Here is a 19330-nt window from a genome sequence, read left to right as displayed (position 1 = left end):
AACCAATACGCCCCGTCTTTTAGGGATTCGGATCAGCCTTTGCCGACCGTCTTTTCCTTTTTCTCGGCGATTTCCTTGCAGTCGAAGCACAGGTCCGCAGTCGGACGGGCTTCCAGGCGACGCAGGCCGATTTCAATACCGCAGGATTCGCACCAGCCGTAGTCTTCGTCGACGATCAGCTGCAAGGTCTTGTCGATTTTCTTGATCAGCTTGCGCTCGCGATCGCGGTTGCGCAGTTCCAGGGCGAACTCTTCTTCCTGGCTGGCGCGGTCGGCTGGATCGGGGAAGTTGGCTGCCTCGTCCTTCATGTGGTCCATGGTTTTGTCGACACTGGCCATGAGCTCCTGCTTCCAGCCGTTCAGGAGCTTGGTGAAGTGGGCCCGCATCGGAGCGCCCATGTACTCTTCACCCTTGGTTTCCTTGTACGGCTCGACGCCATAGAGCGTTTGACTGGCTTTTTGCTTTTCTAGGGTGGACATGAATAGACCGCCTCTCACTCATCTGATCCAATGCGCAGGATACTTCCATCTCCGGCGACCGCCGGCCCTGCGACTGCGAGCCGCCGAACTTACCAGATAGATACGGGGTGCGCTACCCCGCCCTATGCCTGCTATTGACAGCGGCGCGGGCGGCACGTTCGCTGGTATGTACAGGTGGAATCACCAGTTTAGACCCAATTGAGAGAAGGCCCATGGCTCAGCCACACAGTGCGCGCAGTCGCGCCATCGAACCCTTCCACGTCATGGCCTTGCTGGCCCGTGCCAACGAACTGCAAGCCGCCGGCCACGACGTGATCCATCTGGAAATCGGCGAGCCGGACTTCACCACCGCCGCGCCGATCGTAGCCGCCGGCCAGGCGGCCTTGGCCGCAGGGCATACCCGCTACACCGCCGCCCGTGGCCTGCCGCAGTTGCGCGAGGCGATTGCCGGCTTCTATGGCCAGCGCTACGGCGTAGACCTTGACCCCGAACGCGTACTCATCACCCCGGGTGGCTCGGGCGCCTTGCTGCTGGCCAGCAGCCTGCTGGTGGACCCTGGCAAGCACTGGCTGCTGGCCGACCCCGGTTACCCGTGCAACCGCCACTTCCTGCGTCTGGTCGAAGGCGGCGCGCAGTTGGTGCCGGTCGGCCCGGAGGTGAACTACCAACTGACCGCCGACCTGGTCGAGCGCTACTGGGACAAGGACACCGTCGGTGCGCTGGTGGCTTCGCCGGCCAACCCGACCGGCACGGTGCTCGACCGTGACCAGTTGGCCAGCCTGTCCAGGGCGACCCGCGAGCGCCACGGCCACCTGGTGGTGGACGAGATCTATCACGGCCTCACCTATGGCATGGATGCGCCGAGCGTGCTGGAAGTGGACGATGAGGCCTTCGTCCTGAACAGCTTTTCCAAATATTTCGGCATGACCGGCTGGCGTCTTGGCTGGCTGGTGGCACCGCCGTCGGCGGTGGCTGACCTGGAAAAGCTGGCACAGAACCTCTATATCAGCGCCCCGAGCATGGCCCAGCATGCCGCATTGGCGTGCTTCGAGCCGCAGACACTGGCGATTCTCGAGGAGCGCCGCGCCGAGTTCGCGCGCCGTCGTGACTACCTATTGCCGGCGCTGCGCGAGCTGGGCTTCGGTATTGCCGTCGAGCCCCAGGGCGCCTTCTATCTGTATGCCGACATCAGTGCCTTCGGTGGCGATGCCTTCGCCTTCTGCCGGCACTTCCTCGAAACCGAACACCTGGCCTTCACGCCGGGCCTGGACTTTGGTCGCCACCAAGCTGGCCACCATGTGCGCTTCGCTTACACCCAGAGCCTGCCGCGCCTGGAAGAGGCGGTGCAGCGCATTGCCCGGGGCCTGCGGAGCTGGCAAGGCTGATGGCGCTTTTCCCCGAACTGGAAGAGGCGCGCCTGCTGCGCCGCTACAAGCGCTTCCTGGCCGATATCGAGCTGGCCAGTGGCGAGCAGATGACCATCCACTGCCCCAACACCGGCTCGATGCTCAATTGCATGAGTGAAGGCGGGCGGGTCTGGTTCAGCCGCTCCAACGACCCGAAGCGCAAGCTGCCCGGCACCTGGGAAATCAGCGAAACGCCCCAGGGCCGGCTGGCCTGCGTCAACACCGGGCGGGCCAACGCGCTGGTCGAAGAAGCGCTGCGTGCAGGCACCATCACTGAACTGGCCGGTTTCACCGTGCTCAAGCGCGAGGTGGCCTATGGTGAGGAACGCAGCCGCATCGACTTCTATCTGGAGTATGCCGACGGCAGCAAGGCCTACGTCGAGGTCAAGAGCGTGACCCTCGGTTACCCGGACACCCCGGTGGCGGCCTTCCCCGATGCCGTGACCCAGCGCGGTGCCAAGCACCTGCGCGAACTGGCGGGGTTGGCGCGCCAGGGTGTTCGCGCGGTGCAGTTGTATTGTGTGAACCTCACCGGCATCGAGGCCGTGCGCCCGGCAGAGGAAATCGACGCCGCCTACGCCCAGGCTCTGCGCGCGGCGGTGGCGGATGGGGTAGAAGTGCTGGCCTACGGCACCCGGCTGGATGCACAGCAGATCGTGGTCGACCGGCCGTTGCCGGTGCTGTTCACTCGGTAAGCCAGATGCCCTGGCTGTCTTCCAGGCAGTCCAGGGCTTCCAACCACTCGCCCGCGCACGGGCCGGCCACGCATTCGCCACTCTCGATCAAAAACTGTGCGCCATGATGGGCGCACTGGATCAGGCTGGCGCTGTCGTCGAGGAAGCTGTCTGGCGTCCAGTTGAGGGTAATGCCGCGATGGGGGCAGCGGTTGCGGTAGATGAACACCTGGCCATGGCGACGTACGCCTAGAAGTGGCACGCCGGCTACGCTGAAGGCGCGGCTTTGGCCTTCGCAGAGGTCGGTGGAGGCGCAGAGAAAATGCATGATGGGGTGTGTTTTCAGTTAAGCCGTGTGACAAGGGATGGCTTGACGCTTCAATGCGAATAATTATCAAATTGCCTGCATTCGCCGCGCCAGGCTGCCTATGGTGCGCAGTTCCACCGCCCGCCACAAGGCGCGCGGCCCGCCTTCAAGCAAAGGAATTCGATGATGCGCCGTCCCGCTGCCCTGATCGCCCTGTGTGCCGGTCTGCTTTTATCTACCTCGACGCTGGCGGGCGAACTGCCGCAGCGCTGGGTCAGTGCCGGTGGCGCGCTGAGCGAATGGATCAGCGCGCTGGGAGGGGAGCAGCGGCTGGTCGGCGTGGACACCACCAGCCAGCACCCCGAGTCGCTCAAGGCATTGCCCAGCATCGGCTATCAGCGCCAGCTATCGGCCGAAGGCATCCTGAGCCTGCGCCCGGATGTGCTGGTGGGGACCGAGGAAATGGGCCCGCCGCCGGTGCTGGCGCAGATCCGCAAGGCCGGCGTGCGGGTCGAGCTGTTCTCCAGCAAGGCCGAGCTGGCCGCGGTGGACGAGAACCTCAAGCACCTCGGCGCATTGCTGGGCAGCGAGCAGCAGGCGGCAACGCTGGCCGGTGACTACCACCGCCAGTTGCAAGGGCTGCAAGACAAGATCAAGCAGGCCCAGGCCAGCCAGAAAGCACCGGGCGTGCTGCTGCTGGTCGGGCACGCCGGGGCCAAGCCGCTGATTGCGGGGCTGGGTACTTCCGGCGACTGGCTGCTGCGTCAGGCTGGGGCGCGCAACCTGGCCGACCATCAGGGCTACAAGAATTTCTCGGTGGAGGCCCTGGCCGCACTGGACCCGGACGTGGTGGTGTTCTCCGATCGCGCTCTGGCAGGCGAGGCCGCCCTGCAGGCGCTGATCAAGGAAAACCCGGCCCTGGCCGGCTCGCGTGCGGTGCGCGACAAGCGCCTGCTGTCGCTCGACCCGACGCTGCTGGTCGGTGGCCTCGGCCCGCGCCTGCCCGCTACCCTGCGTGAGCTGGCCGCCAGCTTCTACCCGGCCGTCAAGGCCAGCTTCACCCCATGAGGCAGCGGGTCCAGCCACGCACGCTGTTCACTGGCCTTGCGCTGATGTGCCTGCTGGCGGTCTGGCTGTCGCTGGCGCTGGGGCCAGTCAGCCTGCCGCTGTTCGATACCCTGCGCGCAGGCTTGCGCCTGATCGGCGTGCCCATCAGCGGTGAAGGGCTCGAGCAGGCCGAGATGATCCTCGGTCAGATCCGCCTGCCGCGCACCTTGCTGGGGCTGGCGGTGGGTGGCGTGCTGGCGCTGTCGGGGGTGGCCATGCAGGGGCTGTTCCGCAACCCGCTGGCCGATCCTGGGCTGGTGGGGGTCGCCAGCGGTGCCGCCCTGGGGGCGGCGGTAGCGATCGTGGGCGGCAGCTGGCTGGGCGGCATAGCCGAGTGGTTCGCGCCGTATCTGCTGTCGTTGTGCGCCTTCATCGGTGGCCTGGGGGTGACGGCGATGGTCTATCGCCTTGGCCGGCGTGACGGCCAGACCAACGTGGCGACCATGCTGCTGGCCGGTATCGCCATGACCGCCCTGGGCGGCTCGGCGGTCGGGCTGTTCACCTATCTGGCCGATGACGCGACCTTGCGCACCCTGACGTTCTGGAACCTCGGCAGCCTCAACGGCGCCAGCTATGAGCGCCTGTGGCCGCTGCTGCTGGTGGCGGTGGCCGTGGCGCTGTGGTTGCCGCGGCGGGCACAGGCGCTCAATGCCTTGCTGCTGGGCGAGTCGGAGGCCCGCCACCTCGGTGTCGAAGTGGAAGCGCTGAAACGTGAGTTGGTGTTCTGCACCGCGCTGGGTGTCGGCGCGGCGGTGGCGGCGGCCGGCCTGATCGGTTTCATCGGCCTGGTGGTGCCGCACCTGGTGCGCCTGCTGGCGGGGCCGGATCACCGTGTGTTGTTGCCGGCGTCGCTGCTGGCCGGTGGCACCCTGCTGCTGTTCGCCGACCTGATCGCGCGCCTGGCGCTGGCGCCGGCAGAGCTGCCGATCGGCATCGTCACGGCCTTCATCGGGGCACCGTTCTTCCTGTTCTTGCTGGTCAAGGGGCGCAACTGATGCTCGATGTCGAAGGCCTGTCGCTCAAGCGCGGCAGCAGCGAGGTGCTGCACGATATCCATCTGCAATTGCAGCCGGGGCAGATCCTCGGCGTGCTGGGCCCCAACGGTGCCGGCAAGAGCAGCCTGCTTGGCGCCTTGTGCGGTGAGCTGGCGCCCAGTGCCGGGCGGGTACGCCTGGACGGGCGGGGGCTTGAGGACTGGCCCGGGCAGGAGCGGGCACGGCGGCTGGCGGTGTTGCCGCAGGTGTCCAGCTTGGGCTTCGGCTTCAGTGTCGAAGAGGTGGTCGGCCTGGGCCGCCTGCCCCACGCCAGTGGTCGGCAGCGCGATCGGGAGATCGTCGACGCGGCATTGCAGGCGGCGGATGCCGGGCACCTGGGCGAGCGCAGCTACCTGGCGCTCTCCGGGGGGGAGCGCCAGCGCGTGCACCTGGCCCGGGTGCTGGCCCAGCTGTGGCCGGGCGAGGCCGGCACCACGCTGCTGCTCGACGAGCCCACGTCCATGCTCGACCCGCTGCACCAGCACACCACGCTGCAGGCGGTACGCCGTTTTGCCGACCGTGGTGCAGCGGTGCTGGTGATCCTGCATGACCTGAACCTGGCGGCCCGCTACTGTGACCATATCCTGCTGCTGGAGCAGGGGCGTTGCCACGCGCTGGATACACCAGAGGCGGTACTGACCCCAGTGGCGCTCAAGGCGGTGTTCGGCATCGATGTGCTGGTGCAGGCGCATCCGGAGCGGGGCCATCCGTTGATCATCACTCGCTAGGAGCTTCAGCCATGCGTCACCTCTTGTCGGTCTGCCTGGTAATGGCATTGGCGGGGTGCCAGGCCAGCCTGCCACCACTGCCGGCCTGGCAAAGCAGCGAGGGCCGTGACAGCGCGCAGCTGGGCCAGATCCGCGATCTGGCCAGCGGCCGGTTGATCAGCCCGGACCAACTGGTCGAGCAACTCGCCAATGCACCTCGGGTGCTGGTCGGCGAGCAGCACGACAACCCCGACCACCATGCGCTGCAGCTTTGGTTGCTGCGCGCCCTGCAGAGCCGCCGCCCGCAAGGCAGCCTGCTGCTGGAAATGCTCCAGCCCGAACAGCAGCCGCTGGTCGATGCCTTGCAGCACGGCGGGCCACTGCCTGAGGACCTGCCCAAGGTCCTGGCCTGGCCGGATGGCTGGGACTGGACGTTTTACGGACCGATCGTGAGGGAAGCCCTGGCGCAACCTTATCCGCTGCTGTCCGCCAATTTGTCCCCCGGCGAGATTCGCCAGGCTTATCGCCAGCCAGCAAGCCCGCCGGGCGCGCGCAGCAATGCGGCGAATGTGTTGCAGGCATTGCGCGAACAGGTCCGTGCCGGGCATTGCAACCTGCTGCCGGATAGCCAGCTGCCGGCAATGCTCGCCGTCCAGCAGCAGCGCGACCGGCGCATTGCCGAACGCCTGCTGAGCGCGCCGCAACCTGCGCTGTTGTTCGCCGGCAGCTATCACGCACGCAAGGACCTGGGCGTGCCCCTGCACCTGGCCGACCTGGGGGCCAAAGGCGACAGCAAGGTGTTGCTGCTGGCGCAGGTGGGGGAGACGGTCGAGCCGGGCATGGCGGATTTCGTCTGGTACACCGCGGCGCTGCCCGAGCAGGATTATTGCGCCCAGCTGCGCAAAGGGCAGTAAATCGCAGGCAAAAAAAGACCCGGCAAAGTGCCGGGTCAATAACCGTGATTAGCCTGATGAGGAGATAATCTGAGAGTCCGAACCAGGGGCTTTCAGGTTACCCAACCAGTCTCGCGACCAGTTGTGATAATCATAACGATTCTCATTACCTAGTCAATGGCTTTCAGCAAATTATTTTTCCATCTTCTGTGCCGGGCTCTTCGCGTCGAGCTGCTGGTTGAGCGCCTCTTTGCGTTCAACCGGCAGATCGTTCCAGTGCATGTCCAACAAGGCGCCTTCTATGGCGTACAACAACACCTTGGAAGCCCGGAAACCTCGCGTTCTTACGGCTTGATAGGCACCCACCGCGCCCAGGCGACGGAGGTCCGATGCACTGTGGATACCGACGGCGTGCAGCCATTGCGCGGAGGTCTTGCCAAGATTTTTCAGGTGCTGCAATTCATCGTTCATCGAGCCTCCTTGCGATGGCTGAACGGGTCTTGGGGATAAATCGCGAGCAGGTCAGAGAGGAGTGTAGCGGGGGTTGGAAAATGCGCGGCCTTTTGCCATCGGGGCCCGACCGGTTGCCGCCCCGGGGGGCGGGGCGGCGCCTGGCCGAGGCTCAGCGCGCGGTTCGATAGCGCAGGCGCGTACCGAATTTGAGCGACATGAGGATCTCGTCAGCGCTCAGTTCGCTGGGGAAGTAAGTGCCGGAGATCTGCGCATGGGCGATGCTTGCGCCTTCGAGGCCGGTTTCCCGCAGGTCCAGTCCGCGCAGGTCGGCGGCGCGAAAGTAAGCATCGGTGAAGTCGATGCCGCGTACGTCGAGGTTGCGCAGGTCCAGGCCACGAAAATCGCCGCCGCGAAAATCGATGGGGGCGTCCGTTGGCTTTTCGCGGTTGAAGGTCGCGATCTTCTCGTCGCGGACCAGGGCGTACAGGACATTGTCCAGCTGCCGGGGTTGGTTCATGGCGGCGCCTCCTCGTGGGGTGTGATGATATTGTAATGACATCACTGAGGAGGCGCCGGACTTCAGGCGTGAACTGTCGACTGCTTCACGCCTGGAGGGTCAAAGGCCTGGCAGGTGCTGGCGGATCTGCTCGATCAGCTGGTCCATGCTGGCGCTTTCCTGGGTGTCGACGCGCTTGCTGTGCTTCTGTTCTTCGGTATCGAGCGGTTCGCGGCTGGCTTGCTGCGCCTTGACGACTTCGAGGGTGGCATCCGAAGGGTCCAGGTTATCGGCCTGGCGTTGCGCCAGCCAGCTCTCGATGACGGCCTCGGGGGCCTGGCAGTCGAGAATCAGGAAGGGAGCGCCGGTCTCGCTGGCGACCTGTGCCGCGGCCTTGCGCTGGTCGTGCTTGAGGTAAGTGGCGTCCAGCACTACCGGGAAGCCGGCACGCAGGATGATTTCTGCGAGCGTATGCAGGCGCTGGTAGGTCGCGGCGCTGGACTGCTGGTCATAGATCCCTGCCTGCAACTGGCCGGCTTGCGCCTGCTGCTGCTCGCCGAACAGGCGCTTGCGTTCGACATCGGAGCGCACGCGCACCGCGCCCAGCGCTTCGACCAGACGCATGGCCACATGGCTTTTGCCTACCGCCGAAACACCGTGGGTGATCGCCAGCAGGCGCGACGGGATGGCGCTGTAGCTTTCCGCCAGGTTGGCGTAGTTGCGGTAGGTGCGCAGTGTGGTGGCGCGCTGCACGCCATCGGCGTCGGCCGGCATGCTGAACAGCGCGACCTTGGCCCGTACCAGGGCACGGTAGGCCTTGTAGAAGTTCAGCAGCTCCAGGCCCTGGTAGTCACCGGTCAGTTCCAGGTACTGGCTGATGAAGCGCCGCGACAGGCACTTGAGACCGCGGTCTTCGAGGTCCATGGCGAGGAAGCCGACATCGGCGTAGACATCGGTCAGGCGGAACGGCTCGTTGAACTCGATGCAGTCGAAGATCACCACCTTGCCGTCGATCAGGGTGGCGTTGCCCAGGTGGATGTCACCGTGGCATTCGCGGATGAAACCGTCGGCCTTGCGCGCCTCGAGCAGGCCGTGCAGGCGTTTGAAGCTGTCCTGGGCCCAGGCTTGCAGGTTGTCGAGCTGCTGCAGGTCGGCCTTGTCGCTGAGGAACGGGCGAATCTGCTCGAAATTCTGCTCCACCGGGGCCATGACGGCTTCAGGCGTACCCAGCGGGTGCTCGACGGCGACTTTCGGGGCCTGCAGGTGGAACTCGGCAATCTGCCGGGCCATCTGGTCGATGTGGCCGGCGTTCAGCTCACCGTTGGCCTGCAGGGTGCTGAGCATCTGGCCCTGGGGGAACTGGCGCATTTTCAGCGCGTACTCGATCGGCGTGCCTGCGCCGCCCAGTTGCGGGGCTTCGGCGCTGCCGGTAATCGGTAGCACTTCCAGGTACAGGCCGTCGGTCAGGCGCTGGTTCAGGCGCAGTTCTTCGTTGCAGAAATGCCCACGCTGATCCAGGCCGGTGAAGTCGAGGAAGCCGAAGTTCATGGGCTTCTTGATCTTGTAGGCGAATTCACCGGTGAGCAGGACCCAGGAAATGTGCGTTTCAATGAGCTGGAAGCCCTCGACGGGGTGCGGATAAAGTGCAGGGTTCTGCAGCGCGCTGATCAGGGCTTGGCTCACAAGTGATCCTTTCGGGGTAAGGGAATTCGAAGGCGCCATTATGGTCAATGGTGACGTCCCTGCAAACCGCCTGTGGGCGCCTGCCTCCCTTTCTGAAAGTGCGTATACTCCGCCGCCATGACACGTACCCGAAATTCCCGCCCCCCTAAAAAACCACCGACCAGCCGTGCGCGCACCTGGTTGGGCTGGGCACTCAAGCTCAGCCTGGTCGGCCTTGTCCTGATCGCCGGCTTTGCGGTCTACTTCGATGCGACTGTGCAGGAGAAGTTTTCCGGCAAGCGCTGGACCATCCCGGCCAAGGTGTACGCTCGGCCGCTGGAGCTGTTCGTCGGCCAGAAGCTGAGCAAGAACGACTTCCTCACCGAGCTCGATGCCCTGGGCTACCGTCGCGAGAGTGCAGCCAATGGCCCCGGCGCGGCGTCGGTAAATGGCAACAACGTCGACCTCAATACCCGCGGCTTCCAGTTCTATGAAGGCATGGAACCGGCGCAGTTCGTGCGTGTGCGTTTCTCCGGTGACTACGTTGCGGGGCTCAGCGGTGCCAACGGCGGCAAGCTCGACGTGGTGCGCCTGGAGCCGCTGATGATCGGCGGCATCTACCCGAAGAACCTTGAAGACCGCATCCTGATCAAGATCGACCAGCTACCGCCGTACCTGGTGGAGACCCTGATCGCCACGGAAGACCGCGATTTCTACAGCCACTTCGGCGTATCGCCCAAGTCCATCGCCCGGGCCATCTGGGTCAACACCTCCGCGGGCGCCATGCGTCAGGGCGGCAGTACCCTGACCCAGCAGTTGGTGAAGAACTTCTTCCTCACCAACGAGCGCAGCCTCAGCCGCAAGCTGACCGAGGCCATGATGGCCGTGCTGCTGGAGATGCACTACGACAAGCGCGAGATCCTCGAGGCGTACCTGAACGAAGTGTTCATCGGCCAGGACGGCCAGCGCGCGGTGCATGGTTTCGGTCTGGCCAGCCAGTTCTTCTTCAGCCAGCCGCTGCAGGAGCTCAAGCTGCACCAGATCGCCTTGCTGGTGGGCATGGTCAAGGGGCCGTCCTACTACAACCCGCGCCGTTACCCCGAGCGCGCCCTGCAGCGCCGCAACCTGGTGCTCGACCTGCTGGCCGAGCAGGGCGTGGCCAGCCAGGACGTGATCGATGCGGCGAAGAAGATGCCGCTGGGCGTGACCAAGCGCGGCAGCCTGGCCGACAGCTCGTTCCCGGCGTTCCTCGACCTGGTCAAGCGCCAGTTGCGCCAGGACTACCGCGACGAAGACTTGACCGAAGAAGGCCTGCGCATCTTCACCAGTTTCGACCCGATCCTGCAGATGAAGGCCGAAACCGCCATGAGCGAGACGTTCAAGCGCTTGGCCGGGCGCAAGGGCGCCGACGACGTGGAGTCGGCGATGGTCGTCACCAACCCTGAAACCGGCGAGGTGCAGGCGCTGATCGGCAGCCGTCAGTCGGGCTTTGCCGGCTTCAACCGTGCCATCGACGCGGTGCGGCCGATCGGCTCGCTGGTCAAGCCGGCGGTCTACCTCACCGCCCTTGAGCAGCCGAGCAAGTACAGCCTGACCACCCGGGTACAGGACGAGCCGTTCTCGGTCAAAGGCGCCGACGGCCAGGTGTGGCGCCCGCAGAACTACGATCGCCGTCCGCATGGCACCATCTACCTGTACCAGGGCCTGGCCAACTCCTACAACCTGTCGACCGCCAAGCTTGGCCTGGAAGTGGGCGTGCCGAACGTGATCAAGACCATCGGCCGCCTGGGGGTGCAGGTCGACTGGCCGGCGTTCCCGTCGATGCTGCTGGGCGCTGGCGGCATGTCGCCGATGCAGGTGGCGACCATGTACCAGACCATCGCCAACGGTGGCTTCAATACACCGATGCGCGGCATTCGCAGCGTGCTCACCGCCGAAGGCGAGCCGCTCAAGCGCTACCCGTTCCAGATCCAGCAAACCTTCGACCCCGGTTCCATTTATCTGGTGCAGAACGCCATGCAGCGGGTAATGCGTGAAGGTACCGGGCGTTCGGTGTATAGCGTGCTGCCCAGTTCGCTGACGCTGGCGGGCAAGACCGGCACCAGTAACGACTCGCGCGACAGTTGGTTCTCGGGCTTCAGCCAGGACCTGCTGGCCGTGGTCTGGCTGGGCCGCGACGACAACGGCAAGACGCCGTTCACCGGCGCCACCGGCGCGCTGCAGGTGTGGACCAGCTTCATGAAGAAGGCCGACCCGCTGCCGCTGGACATGCCGCAACCGGATAACGTGGTGCAGGCCTGGATCGACCCTTACAGCGGCCAGGGTTCCGACGGTAGCTGTCCGGGAGCGGTGCAGATGCCGTATATTCGCGGCAGCGAACCGCCCGCTGGCGCCACCTGTGGTGGCGAACAGAACCCGGCCGAGCAGGTCATGGACTGGGTCAAGGGGTGGATGAATTGAGCACGAGCTTTTGAAGAGGGTGTGAAGTGAAGAAGTGGTGGATTCCTGCCTTGACCTCGGTAGCCGTGCTGCAAGGCTGCTCAAGCGTCCAGCGTGGCAACATCCCGGTGGTGGATTCGAGCACCCGGGTTTCCAACAGTGAGCGGGTCCAGGCCACGCGCAATTCGGCCTACCCGACCAGTGGCGGCAGCAGCCAGGCGCAGTCGTTGCCCGAAGAAGGCGGCGTCACCGTGATGATCCCGCAAGGGACCGGCGGCGCGCCGATCAGCACCGGGCCTATTACGCCGGGCCCGGTCAGCAGTGGCCCGATCACCCCGGGCCCGGTCAGCACCGGCCCCATCACCACCAACCCTAACCCGGTGGCCGATGAGCCGTTCGACATCGCCTCGATGAGCAACCCCTCGGTGGCCACTCAAGCGCCGACCGGCATCCCGCGCGCCAACAGCGGTGGCCTGTCTGCCGACGAGCAACTCGATGGTCCGGTGCTGGCGCTGCTGACCACCGCCCAGCAGCAGCAGGGCAGCGGTGACTTCAACGGCGCCGCTTCGAGCCTGGAGCGTGCCCAGCGCATCGCCCCGCGCGAGCCGCAGGTGCTGTTCCGCCTGGCTCAGGTGCGCCTGTCGCAAGGTGATGCGGCGCAGTCCGAGCAATTGGCTCGTCGCGCGCTGACCTACGCCAACGGCCGTCCGGACCTTCAGGCCCAGCTGTGGAACACCATCGCCCAGGCCCGCGAGAAGCAAGGCGACAGCGCCGGTGCCGCACTGGCGCGGCAGAAGGCGCGGGTCAACCTGTGATGGAGCAGCGCATTCTCGATATCGCCGACCATCTGCTGCTGATCGAGCAAGAGCTCAAGGTCCAGGGCTGGTGGAGCGCTGATACGCCGAGCGAAGAGATGCTGGCCAGCACGGTGCCGTTCGCGGTGGACAGCATGAGCTTCGAGCAGTGGCTGCAGTGGATCTTCCTGCCACGCATGAAGCTGATCCTGGAGCATGGGCTCGCGTTGCCGAATGCCTCGGGCATCCTGGTGATGGCCGAGACGGTGTTTGTCGATCGCCCAGAACAAAGCCGCACGCTACGGCGCCTGTTGGCAGAATTCGATCAATTGATCGCGCCTTCCGCCTGATTTCTTCTCTTTTTCCTTTAAGGGCCGCAGATTGTGGCCCTTTTTTATGGAAATCTTTATTGTTCTGCTGCTGCTCGCCTTTTTAGTGGTGCTGGCGATTCATCTTGCGGAAAAATTGGCAATAATTTTTCTTGACTTGTTGGCGCCAAATCACAAGAATCCAGATTCCGCTGTAGAGGGACTGCCAGAAGCAGACCCGCTAAGCAGATCATGAGGCGCACACCCGCGCCGACTTGTAACACCCCGCAACGCGTTACCTCGCGCTGGGTGGGAAAGCCCGCAACACACCAGGGCATTCCCAATACTTGCTCAGTCAGTGCTGACGTTCGCTCATGCTCTGCTTGGCAGTAAACCTATTAAGACCCGTCCAGTGAGGACGGTATTCTGGCGTTTTAGAGGTGAACAACGTGGAGCTTTTATCTGGCGCTGAGATGGTCGTCCGCTTCTTGCGTGACGAGGGCGTTAAGCACATCTACGGGTACCCTGGCGGTGCTCTCCTTCATGTTTACGATGCTCTGTTCAAGGAACCGGAAGTCCAGCACATCCTGGTCCGTCACGAACAGGCTGCCACCCATATGGCGGACGGTTACGCCCGTGCCACCGGCAAGGCCGGCGTGGTACTGGTGACTTCCGGCCCAGGCGCGACCAATGCCATCACCGGCATTGCCACCGCCTACATGGATTCCATTCCGATGGTCATCCTGTCTGGCCAGGTGCCCAGCACCATGGTCGGCACCGATGCCTTCCAGGAAACCGACATGATCGGTATTTCCCGGCCGATCGTGAAGCACAGCTTCATGGTCAAGCATGCTTCGGAAATCCCGGAAGTCCTGAAAAAAGCTTTCTATCTTGCGCAATCCGGCCGTCCCGGCCCGGTCGTGGTCGACATTCCAAAAGATATGACCAACCCGGCTGAGAAGTTCGAGTACATCTACCCGAAAAAGGTCAAGCTGCGTTCGTATAGCCCGGCTGTACGTGGTCACTCCGGCCAGATCCGCAAGGCAGCCGAAATGCTCCTGGCGGCCAAGCGCCCGATCGTCTACTCCGGCGGCGGCGTCATCCTCGGCGGCGGCTCCGAAGCCCTCACCGAAATCGCCAAGTCGCTGAACCTGCCGGTCACCAACACCCTCATGGGCCTCGGTGGCTTCCCGGGTACCGACCGCCAGTTCGTCGGCATGCTCGGCATGCACGGCAGCTACACCGCCAACCTGGCGATGCACAATGCCGATGTGATCTTCGCTGTCGGCGTGCGTTTCGACGACCGTGTGGTCAACGGCCCGGCCAAGTTCTGCCCGAACGCCAAGATCATCCACATCGACATCGACCCGGCGTCGATCTCGAAGATGATCAAGGCCGACGTGCCGATCGTCGGTCCGGTCGAAAGCGTGCTCAACGAAATGCTCGGCATCCTCAAGGAAATCGGCGAGCAGCCTGACAAGGCGGCGCTGGATGCCTGGTGGAAGCAGATCGACGAATGGCGTGGCGACGGTGGCCTGTTCCCTTACGACAAGGGCGACGGCAACGTCATCAAGCCGCAACAGGTCATCGAGACGCTGTGCGAAGTGACCAAGGGCGATGCCTTCGTCACCTCCGACGTGGGCCAGCACCAGATGTTCGCGGCGCAGTACTACCGCTTCAACAAACCCAACCGCTGGATCAACTCCGGTGGCCTGGGCACCATGGGCTTCGGTTTCCCGGCGGCCATGGGCATCAAGCTCAACTTCCCGGACCATGACGTGGCCTGCGTCACTGGTGAAGGCAGCATCCAGATGAACATCCAGGAGCTGTCCACCTGCATGCAGTACGGCCTGCCGGTGAAGATCGTCAACATGAACAACGGTGTGTTGGGCATGGTCCGCCAGTGGCAGGACATGGCCTACAACGGCCGCCACTCGCACTCCTATGTCGAGTCGCTGCCTGATTTCGTCAAGCTGGCCGAGGCCTATGGTCATGTGGGTATCCGCATCACCAGCCTGAAGGACCTCAAGCCGAAGCTGGAAGAAGCGTTTGCCATGAAAGACCGCCTGGTCTTCATCGACATCGCGATCGACCGTACCGAGCACGTCTATCCGATGCAGATCAAGGATGGCTCGATGCGTGACATGTGGCTGAGCAAGACGGAGCGTACCTGATATGCGGCACATCATTTCCCTGCTGCTGGAAAACGAACCCGGTGCCTTGTCTCGCGTGGTCGGCCTGTTCTCCCAGCGCAACTACAACATCGAAAGCCTGACCGTGGCGCCGACCGAAGACCCGACCCTGTCGCGTCTGACGTTGACCACCGTCGGTCATGATGAAGTGATCGAACAGATCACCAAGAACCTGAACAAGCTGGTCGAAGTGGTCAAGCTGGTCGACCTGTCGGAAAGCGCTCACATCGAGCGCGAACTGATGTTGGTCAAGGTCAAGGCCACCGGTGCCCAGCGTGCCGAGATCAAGCGCACCACGGATATCTTCCGTGGCCAGATCGTCGATGTGACCGCCAGCGTGTACACCGTGCAGCTGAGCGGCACCAGCGACAAACTGGACAGCTTCATCCAGGCCATCGGCACCGCATCGATTCTCGAAACCGTGCGCAGTGGCGTCACCGGCATTGCCCGTGGCGACAAAGTGCTCAGCATCTAACTTCAAAAATTAGCGATGGCTCCGCAGGGGCCGAGATATAACCAGGGGTATTTCATGAAAGTTTTCTACGATAAAGACTGCGACCTTTCCATCATCCAGGGCAAGAAAGTCGCCATCATCGGTTACGGCTCCCAGGGCCACGCTCAGGCGTGCAACCTGAAGGACTCCGGTGTAGACGTCACCGTCGGTCTGCGTAAAGGCTCGGCCACCGTTGCCAAGGCAGAAGCCCACGGCCTGAAAGTAGCCGACGTGGCCACCGCCGTCGCTGCAGCCGACCTGGTCATGATCCTCACCCCGGACGAGTTCCAGGGCCAGCTGTACAAGAACGAGATCGAGCCGAACATCAAGAAAGGCGCCACCCTGGCCTTCTCCCACGGCTTCTCGATCCACTACAACCAGGTCGTTCCGCGTGCCGACCTCGACGTGATCATGATCGCGCCGAAGGCCCCGGGCCACACCGTGCGCTCCGAGTTCGTCAAAGGCGGCGGCATCCCTGACCTGATCGCTATCTACCAGGACGCTTCGGGCAATGCCAAGAACGTCGCCCTGTCCTACGCCGCTGGCGTCGGTGGCGGCCGTACCGGCATCATCGAAACCACCTTCAAGGACGAGACTGAAACCGACCTGTTCGGCGAGCAGGCTGTTCTGTGCGGCGGTACCGTCGAGCTGGTCAAAGCCGGTTTCGAAACCCTGGTCGAAGCGGGCTACGCCCCGGAAATGGCCTACTTCGAGTGCTTGCACGAGCTGAAGCTGATCGTTGACCTCATGTACGAAGGCGGCATCGCCAACATGAACTACTCGATCTCCAACAACGCCGAGTACGGTGAGTACGTCACCGGCCCTGAAGTCATCAACGAAGAATCCCGCAAGGCCATGCGCAACGCTCTGAAGCGCATCCAGGACGGCGAATACGCGAAGATGTTCATCAGCGAAGGTGCCACCAACTACCCATCGATGACCGCCAAGCGCCGTAACAACGCCGCCCACGGCATCGAAATCATCGGCGAGCAACTGCGTTCGATGATGCCGTGGATCTCGGCCAACAAGATCGTCGACAAGAGCAAGAACTAAGTCTTGCTTGGCTAAATGAAAAACGCGGCTTCGGCCGCGTTTTTTCGTTTGCGCGGCCGGCTTCTGGTATAAAGCGACCAGTGGCTCGCCGTCAGAACCCATTTCGCGAGCCCGTGTCGAACATATTCCACCCCAGTTGCAAGGTACTTTTCATGAGCGAACGTCCCGAAGAGCCGAACAAGCCCTCCGACGCCGAAAGCCTGCTACCGATCGATGAGCATGTCGAAGAAGGGCATGACGCCGAAGGCCGCAAGGTCCGTCACCGCGGCATCTACCTGCTGCCCAACCTGTTCACCACCGCCAACCTGTTTGCCGGTTTCTATTCCATCATCAGTTCGATGAGCGCGCAGAGCGCCCTGAGTGCTGGTGATCCGCGCGAAGCGAGCAAGTATTTCGCCTTCGCCGCCATCGCGATCTTCGTCGCCATGGTGCTCGACGGCCTCGATGGCCGTGTGGCGCGTATGACCAATACCCAGAGCGCCTTCGGTGCCGAGTACGACTCGCTGTCGGACATGGTCGCCTTTGGTGTGGCGCCGGCCTTGTTGGCCTTCGGCTGGGCACTGGGTGACATGGGCAAGGTCGGCTGGATGGTCGCCTTCATCTATGTGGCCGGTGCTGCACTGCGCCTGGCACGCTTCAACACCCAGGTTGGTACCGCCGACAAGCGCTACTTCATCGGCTTGGCCAGCCCGGCCGCGGCTGGCGTTGTGGCCGGCACTGTGTGGGCGTTCAGCGATTTCGGTATCCAGGGTTCCAAGCTGTCGTTCCTGGTGGCATTGCTGGTGGCTGCTGCCGGCATGCTGATGGTCAGCAACATCAAGTACAACAGCTTCAAGGAGCTGGATCTCAAGGGTCGTGTGCCCTTTGTTGCGATCCTGGCTGTGGTGTTGGTGTTCGCTGTGGTGTTCAGCGACCCGCCCCGCATCCTGCTGCTGATCTTCCTCGCCTATGCGGTTTCCGGCCCGCTGCAGTACCTGCTGCGCGGTCGTCGTAAAACCTCATGAAGATTTAATCGTGGAATAACCTGCCGGCTCCATAGTCTTACGGGTACATCAGTTGCCCGTACTGTGGAGCCGTCATGCTCATCAAACTCCCCCGATCATCCGACTGCACGTCGGCACAGATCACCCCTGAACACATCTACCTTTCCCGTCGCAGCATGCTGGGTGGCGCCTTGGCAGGCATGGCCCTGGGCGCTTTGCCGCGTCTGGGGGTGGCCGCAGAGCCATCGCGTTATGCCGATGCCGCAGCCGGAGCGGCGCCTGCGTGGTTCACCGAAAAGCTGGGTGCCACGCGCTGGCAGGCCGTCACCGTGAAGGATGAGGCCATCACACCGTTCAAGGACGCCACTCACTACAACAACTTCTATGAGTTCGGGCCTGACAAGGGCGACCCTGCGGCCAATGCGGGCAGCCTGAAGACTGAGCCCTGGAGCCTGGTGGTCGATGGTGAGGTGGCAAAGCCTGGGCGCTATGCGCTGGAAGACTTCGTGAAGCCCTATCAGCTCGAGGAACGCATTTATCGGCTGCGTTGCGTAGAGGCCTGGTCGATGGTCATTCCGTGGTTGGGCTTTCCGCTTGCGCAAGTGCTCAAGCAGGTCGAGCCTACTTCCAGGGCGCGCTATGTCCGTTTCGAAACGCTGCAGGACCCCAAGAGCATGCCTGGGCAGCGCTCCGGTTTTGCCCTGATCCACTGGCCTTATGTAGAAGGGCTGCGCCTGGATGAAGCGATGAACCCGTTGGCGATCCTGGCGGTGGGCATGTATGGCCGGGAGTTGGCTAACCAGAACGGTGCGCCACTGCGTCTGGTGGTGCCCTGGAAGTATGGCTTCAAGAGCATCAAGTCGATCGTGCGCATCAGCCTGGTGGCGGAGCAACCGCAGACCACCTGGCAAGGGCTGGCGCCGGATGAATATGGTTTCTATGCCAACGTCAACCCGACGGTCGATCACCCACGCTGGACCCAGGCCCGCGAGCGGCGTTTGCCCAGCGGGCTGTTCAGCCCCAATGTGCGGGAGACGCAGATGTTCAATGGTTATGCTGATGAGGTGGCGTCGTTGTACGCCGGGCTCGATCTGCGGAAGAACTATTGATGCGTTATCCCTGGTTGCGATTGGCGATTTTTGTGCTCGGCTGTCTGTTTCCTGTCTGGTGGCTGTATCAGGCGGTGACGGGGCAGCTTGATCCAGATCCGGGCAAGATCCTGGTGGACCGGCTCGGGCTGGGGGCGTTGGTCTTTCTATTGATTACCTTGAGCATGACGCCGCTGCAGAAATTGACAGGGTGGTCGGGCTGGATCGTGGTGCGCCGGCAGCTGGGGTTGTGGTGCTTTGCTTATATAGTGCTGCACATGACTTCTTATATGGTTTTCATCCTGGGCCTGGATTGGGGGCAGCTGGGGGTTGAGTTGCGCAAGCGGCCGTACATCATCGTCGGTGCGTTGGGTTTCCTTGGATTGCTGGCGTTGGCGGTCACTTCCAATCGCTACAGTCAGCGACGGCTAGGGGCGCGTTGGAAGAAGCTGCACAAGCTGGTGTATGTGATTCTTGGGTTGGGGTTGCTGCATTTCCTGTGGATCGTGCGCTCAGATCTGAAGGAGTGGGCCATTTATGCAGGGGTAGGGGTATTGCTGATGGTGCTGCGAATTCCAGCGGTGGCGAAGCGAGTGCCCAGGTTTGCGGGAGGACGCAAGAGGACCGCCTGAACGCGGGCTGGATATCTTGCCGTTCTTACACGCTCACTCTCCTATATTCCTGTTTCTTGAAATTAAAGGTTGACGGGGTTTCAGATCCCCTTATAATGCGCCCCACTTCCAGCGACAACGGAACGCAAAA

Annotated in this window: 21 protein-coding genes; 16 read left to right on the top strand and 5 right to left on the bottom strand. The window is 63.2% G+C overall.

Translation table 11 applies throughout. The features are described from left to right. Positions 1-32: 32 nt before the first annotated feature. Entirely contained in the window at positions 33-479 is a 447-nt protein-coding gene (dksA, locus tag F6X61_RS00600; protein WP_153784930.1) for an RNA polymerase-binding protein DksA, read from the bottom strand. A 212-nt stretch (positions 480-691) separates the two neighbouring features. Here dksA and F6X61_RS00595 point away from each other — a divergent pair, with 212 nt between their 5' ends. Beyond that, positions 692-1864, top strand: coding sequence for a pyridoxal phosphate-dependent aminotransferase (locus tag F6X61_RS00595; protein WP_153784929.1), 1173 nt, complete (start codon positions 692-694; stop codon positions 1862-1864). Beyond that, positions 1864-2580: a DNA/RNA nuclease SfsA gene (sfsA, locus tag F6X61_RS00590; RefSeq protein ID WP_153784928.1), complete on the top strand. Its 717-nt coding sequence runs from the start codon at positions 1864-1866 to the stop codon at positions 2578-2580. The genes F6X61_RS00595 and sfsA overlap by 1 nt, the downstream gene beginning before the upstream one ends. On the opposite strand, the gene F6X61_RS00585 is transcribed toward sfsA, so the two are convergent. Then, the gene (locus tag F6X61_RS00585) at positions 2570-2887 is read right to left on the bottom strand and encodes a Rieske (2Fe-2S) protein (RefSeq protein WP_153784927.1); all 318 of its coding nucleotides are present in this window, start codon (positions 2885-2887) and stop codon (positions 2570-2572) included. The genes sfsA and F6X61_RS00585 overlap by 11 nt on opposite strands. Positions 2888-3049: 162 nt before the next feature. Here F6X61_RS00585 and F6X61_RS00580 point away from each other — a divergent pair, with 162 nt between their 5' ends. Genes F6X61_RS00580 through F6X61_RS00565 form a run of 4 tightly spaced genes read left to right on the top strand, consistent with a single transcriptional unit; the run spans position 3050 to position 6628 of the window. Beyond that, a complete protein-coding gene (locus tag F6X61_RS00580; protein ID WP_153784926.1) occupies positions 3050-3934 on the top strand; it encodes a hemin ABC transporter substrate-binding protein in 885 nt (294 codons plus the stop codon). Positions 3935-3984: 50 nt separating this feature from the next. Further along, on the top strand, positions 3985-4968 hold the full coding sequence (locus F6X61_RS00575) for an iron ABC transporter permease (RefSeq protein ID WP_178125731.1): 984 nt from the start codon (positions 3985-3987) through the stop codon (positions 4966-4968). After that, positions 4968-5735: a heme ABC transporter ATP-binding protein gene (locus F6X61_RS00570; RefSeq protein WP_153784924.1), complete on the top strand. Its 768-nt coding sequence runs from the start codon at positions 4968-4970 to the stop codon at positions 5733-5735. The genes F6X61_RS00575 and F6X61_RS00570 overlap by 1 nt, the downstream gene beginning before the upstream one ends. An 11-nt stretch (positions 5736-5746) precedes the next feature. After that, the gene (locus tag F6X61_RS00565; protein WP_153784923.1) at positions 5747-6628 is read left to right on the top strand and encodes a ChaN family lipoprotein; all 882 of its coding nucleotides are present in this window, start codon (positions 5747-5749) and stop codon (positions 6626-6628) included. Positions 6629-6799: 171 nt separating this feature from the next. Here the strand turns inward: F6X61_RS00565 and F6X61_RS00560 are convergent, their stop codons facing one another. From F6X61_RS00560 to F6X61_RS00550, 3 genes are all read right to left on the bottom strand, one after another. Then, positions 6800-7078 (bottom strand): TfoX/Sxy family protein, encoded by a 279-nt coding sequence (locus F6X61_RS00560; protein WP_110995975.1) that lies wholly within the window; start codon positions 7076-7078, stop codon positions 6800-6802. 151 nt (positions 7079-7229) lie between these two features. Continuing rightward, positions 7230-7577 carry a pentapeptide repeat-containing protein gene (locus tag F6X61_RS00555; RefSeq protein ID WP_110995974.1) on the bottom strand — a complete coding sequence of 116 codons (348 nt, stop codon included), beginning with the start codon at positions 7575-7577 and terminating at the stop codon, positions 7230-7232. Between the two features lie 99 nt (positions 7578-7676). Further along, positions 7677-9239 carry a bifunctional aminoglycoside phosphotransferase/ATP-binding protein gene (locus F6X61_RS00550; protein ID WP_153784922.1) on the bottom strand — a complete coding sequence of 521 codons (1563 nt, stop codon included), beginning with the start codon at positions 9237-9239 and terminating at the stop codon, positions 7677-7679. A 117-nt stretch (positions 9240-9356) separates the two neighbouring features. Here F6X61_RS00550 and mrcB point away from each other — a divergent pair, with 117 nt between their 5' ends. The 10 genes from mrcB to msrQ all read left to right on the top strand — a co-directional run bounded on the left by mrcB (position 9357) and on the right by msrQ (position 19200). Beyond that, positions 9357-11678: a penicillin-binding protein 1B gene (gene mrcB / locus F6X61_RS00545; RefSeq protein WP_153784921.1), complete on the top strand. Its 2322-nt coding sequence runs from the start codon at positions 9357-9359 to the stop codon at positions 11676-11678. A gap of 26 nt (positions 11679-11704) precedes the next feature. Next, entirely contained in the window at positions 11705-12472 is a 768-nt protein-coding gene (locus F6X61_RS00540; RefSeq protein WP_153784920.1) for a M48 family metallopeptidase, read from the top strand. After that, positions 12469-12801, top strand: coding sequence for a YqcC family protein (locus F6X61_RS00535; protein WP_153784919.1), 333 nt, complete (start codon positions 12469-12471; stop codon positions 12799-12801). The genes F6X61_RS00540 and F6X61_RS00535 overlap by 4 nt, the downstream gene beginning before the upstream one ends. Before the next feature lie 46 nt (positions 12802-12847). After that, positions 12848-13015, top strand: a complete 168-nt coding sequence (locus tag F6X61_RS00530) for a hypothetical protein (RefSeq protein ID WP_153784918.1) — start codon at positions 12848-12850, stop codon at positions 13013-13015. A 193-nt stretch (positions 13016-13208) separates the two neighbouring features. Beyond that, entirely contained in the window at positions 13209-14933 is a 1725-nt protein-coding gene (locus tag F6X61_RS00525) for an acetolactate synthase 3 large subunit (protein ID WP_153784917.1), read from the top strand. A 1-nt stretch (position 14934) separates the two neighbouring features. Further along, entirely contained in the window at positions 14935-15426 is a 492-nt protein-coding gene (gene ilvN, locus F6X61_RS00520) for an acetolactate synthase small subunit (protein ID WP_003250040.1), read from the top strand. A 54-nt stretch (positions 15427-15480) separates the two neighbouring features. Next, entirely contained in the window at positions 15481-16497 is a 1017-nt protein-coding gene (gene ilvC / locus F6X61_RS00515; protein WP_125462571.1) for a ketol-acid reductoisomerase, read from the top strand. Positions 16498-16649: 152 nt separating this feature from the next. Beyond that, the gene (gene pssA, locus F6X61_RS00510; RefSeq protein WP_110995968.1) at positions 16650-17501 is read left to right on the top strand and encodes a CDP-diacylglycerol--serine O-phosphatidyltransferase; all 852 of its coding nucleotides are present in this window, start codon (positions 16650-16652) and stop codon (positions 17499-17501) included. Positions 17502-17575: 74 nt separating this feature from the next. After that, entirely contained in the window at positions 17576-18589 is a 1014-nt protein-coding gene (gene msrP, locus F6X61_RS00505) for a protein-methionine-sulfoxide reductase catalytic subunit MsrP (protein WP_153784916.1), read from the top strand. Beyond that, the gene (gene msrQ, locus F6X61_RS00500) at positions 18589-19200 is read left to right on the top strand and encodes a protein-methionine-sulfoxide reductase heme-binding subunit MsrQ (RefSeq protein WP_153784915.1); all 612 of its coding nucleotides are present in this window, start codon (positions 18589-18591) and stop codon (positions 19198-19200) included. The genes msrP and msrQ overlap by 1 nt, the downstream gene beginning before the upstream one ends. Positions 19201-19330 lie beyond the last annotated feature (130 nt).

It is taken from the genome of Pseudomonas sp. EMN2, assembly GCF_009650555.1.
Classification (GTDB): domain Bacteria; phylum Pseudomonadota; class Gammaproteobacteria; order Pseudomonadales; family Pseudomonadaceae; genus Aquipseudomonas; species Aquipseudomonas sichuanensis.
This window is presented reverse-complemented; position numbering and strand designations above follow the sequence as displayed.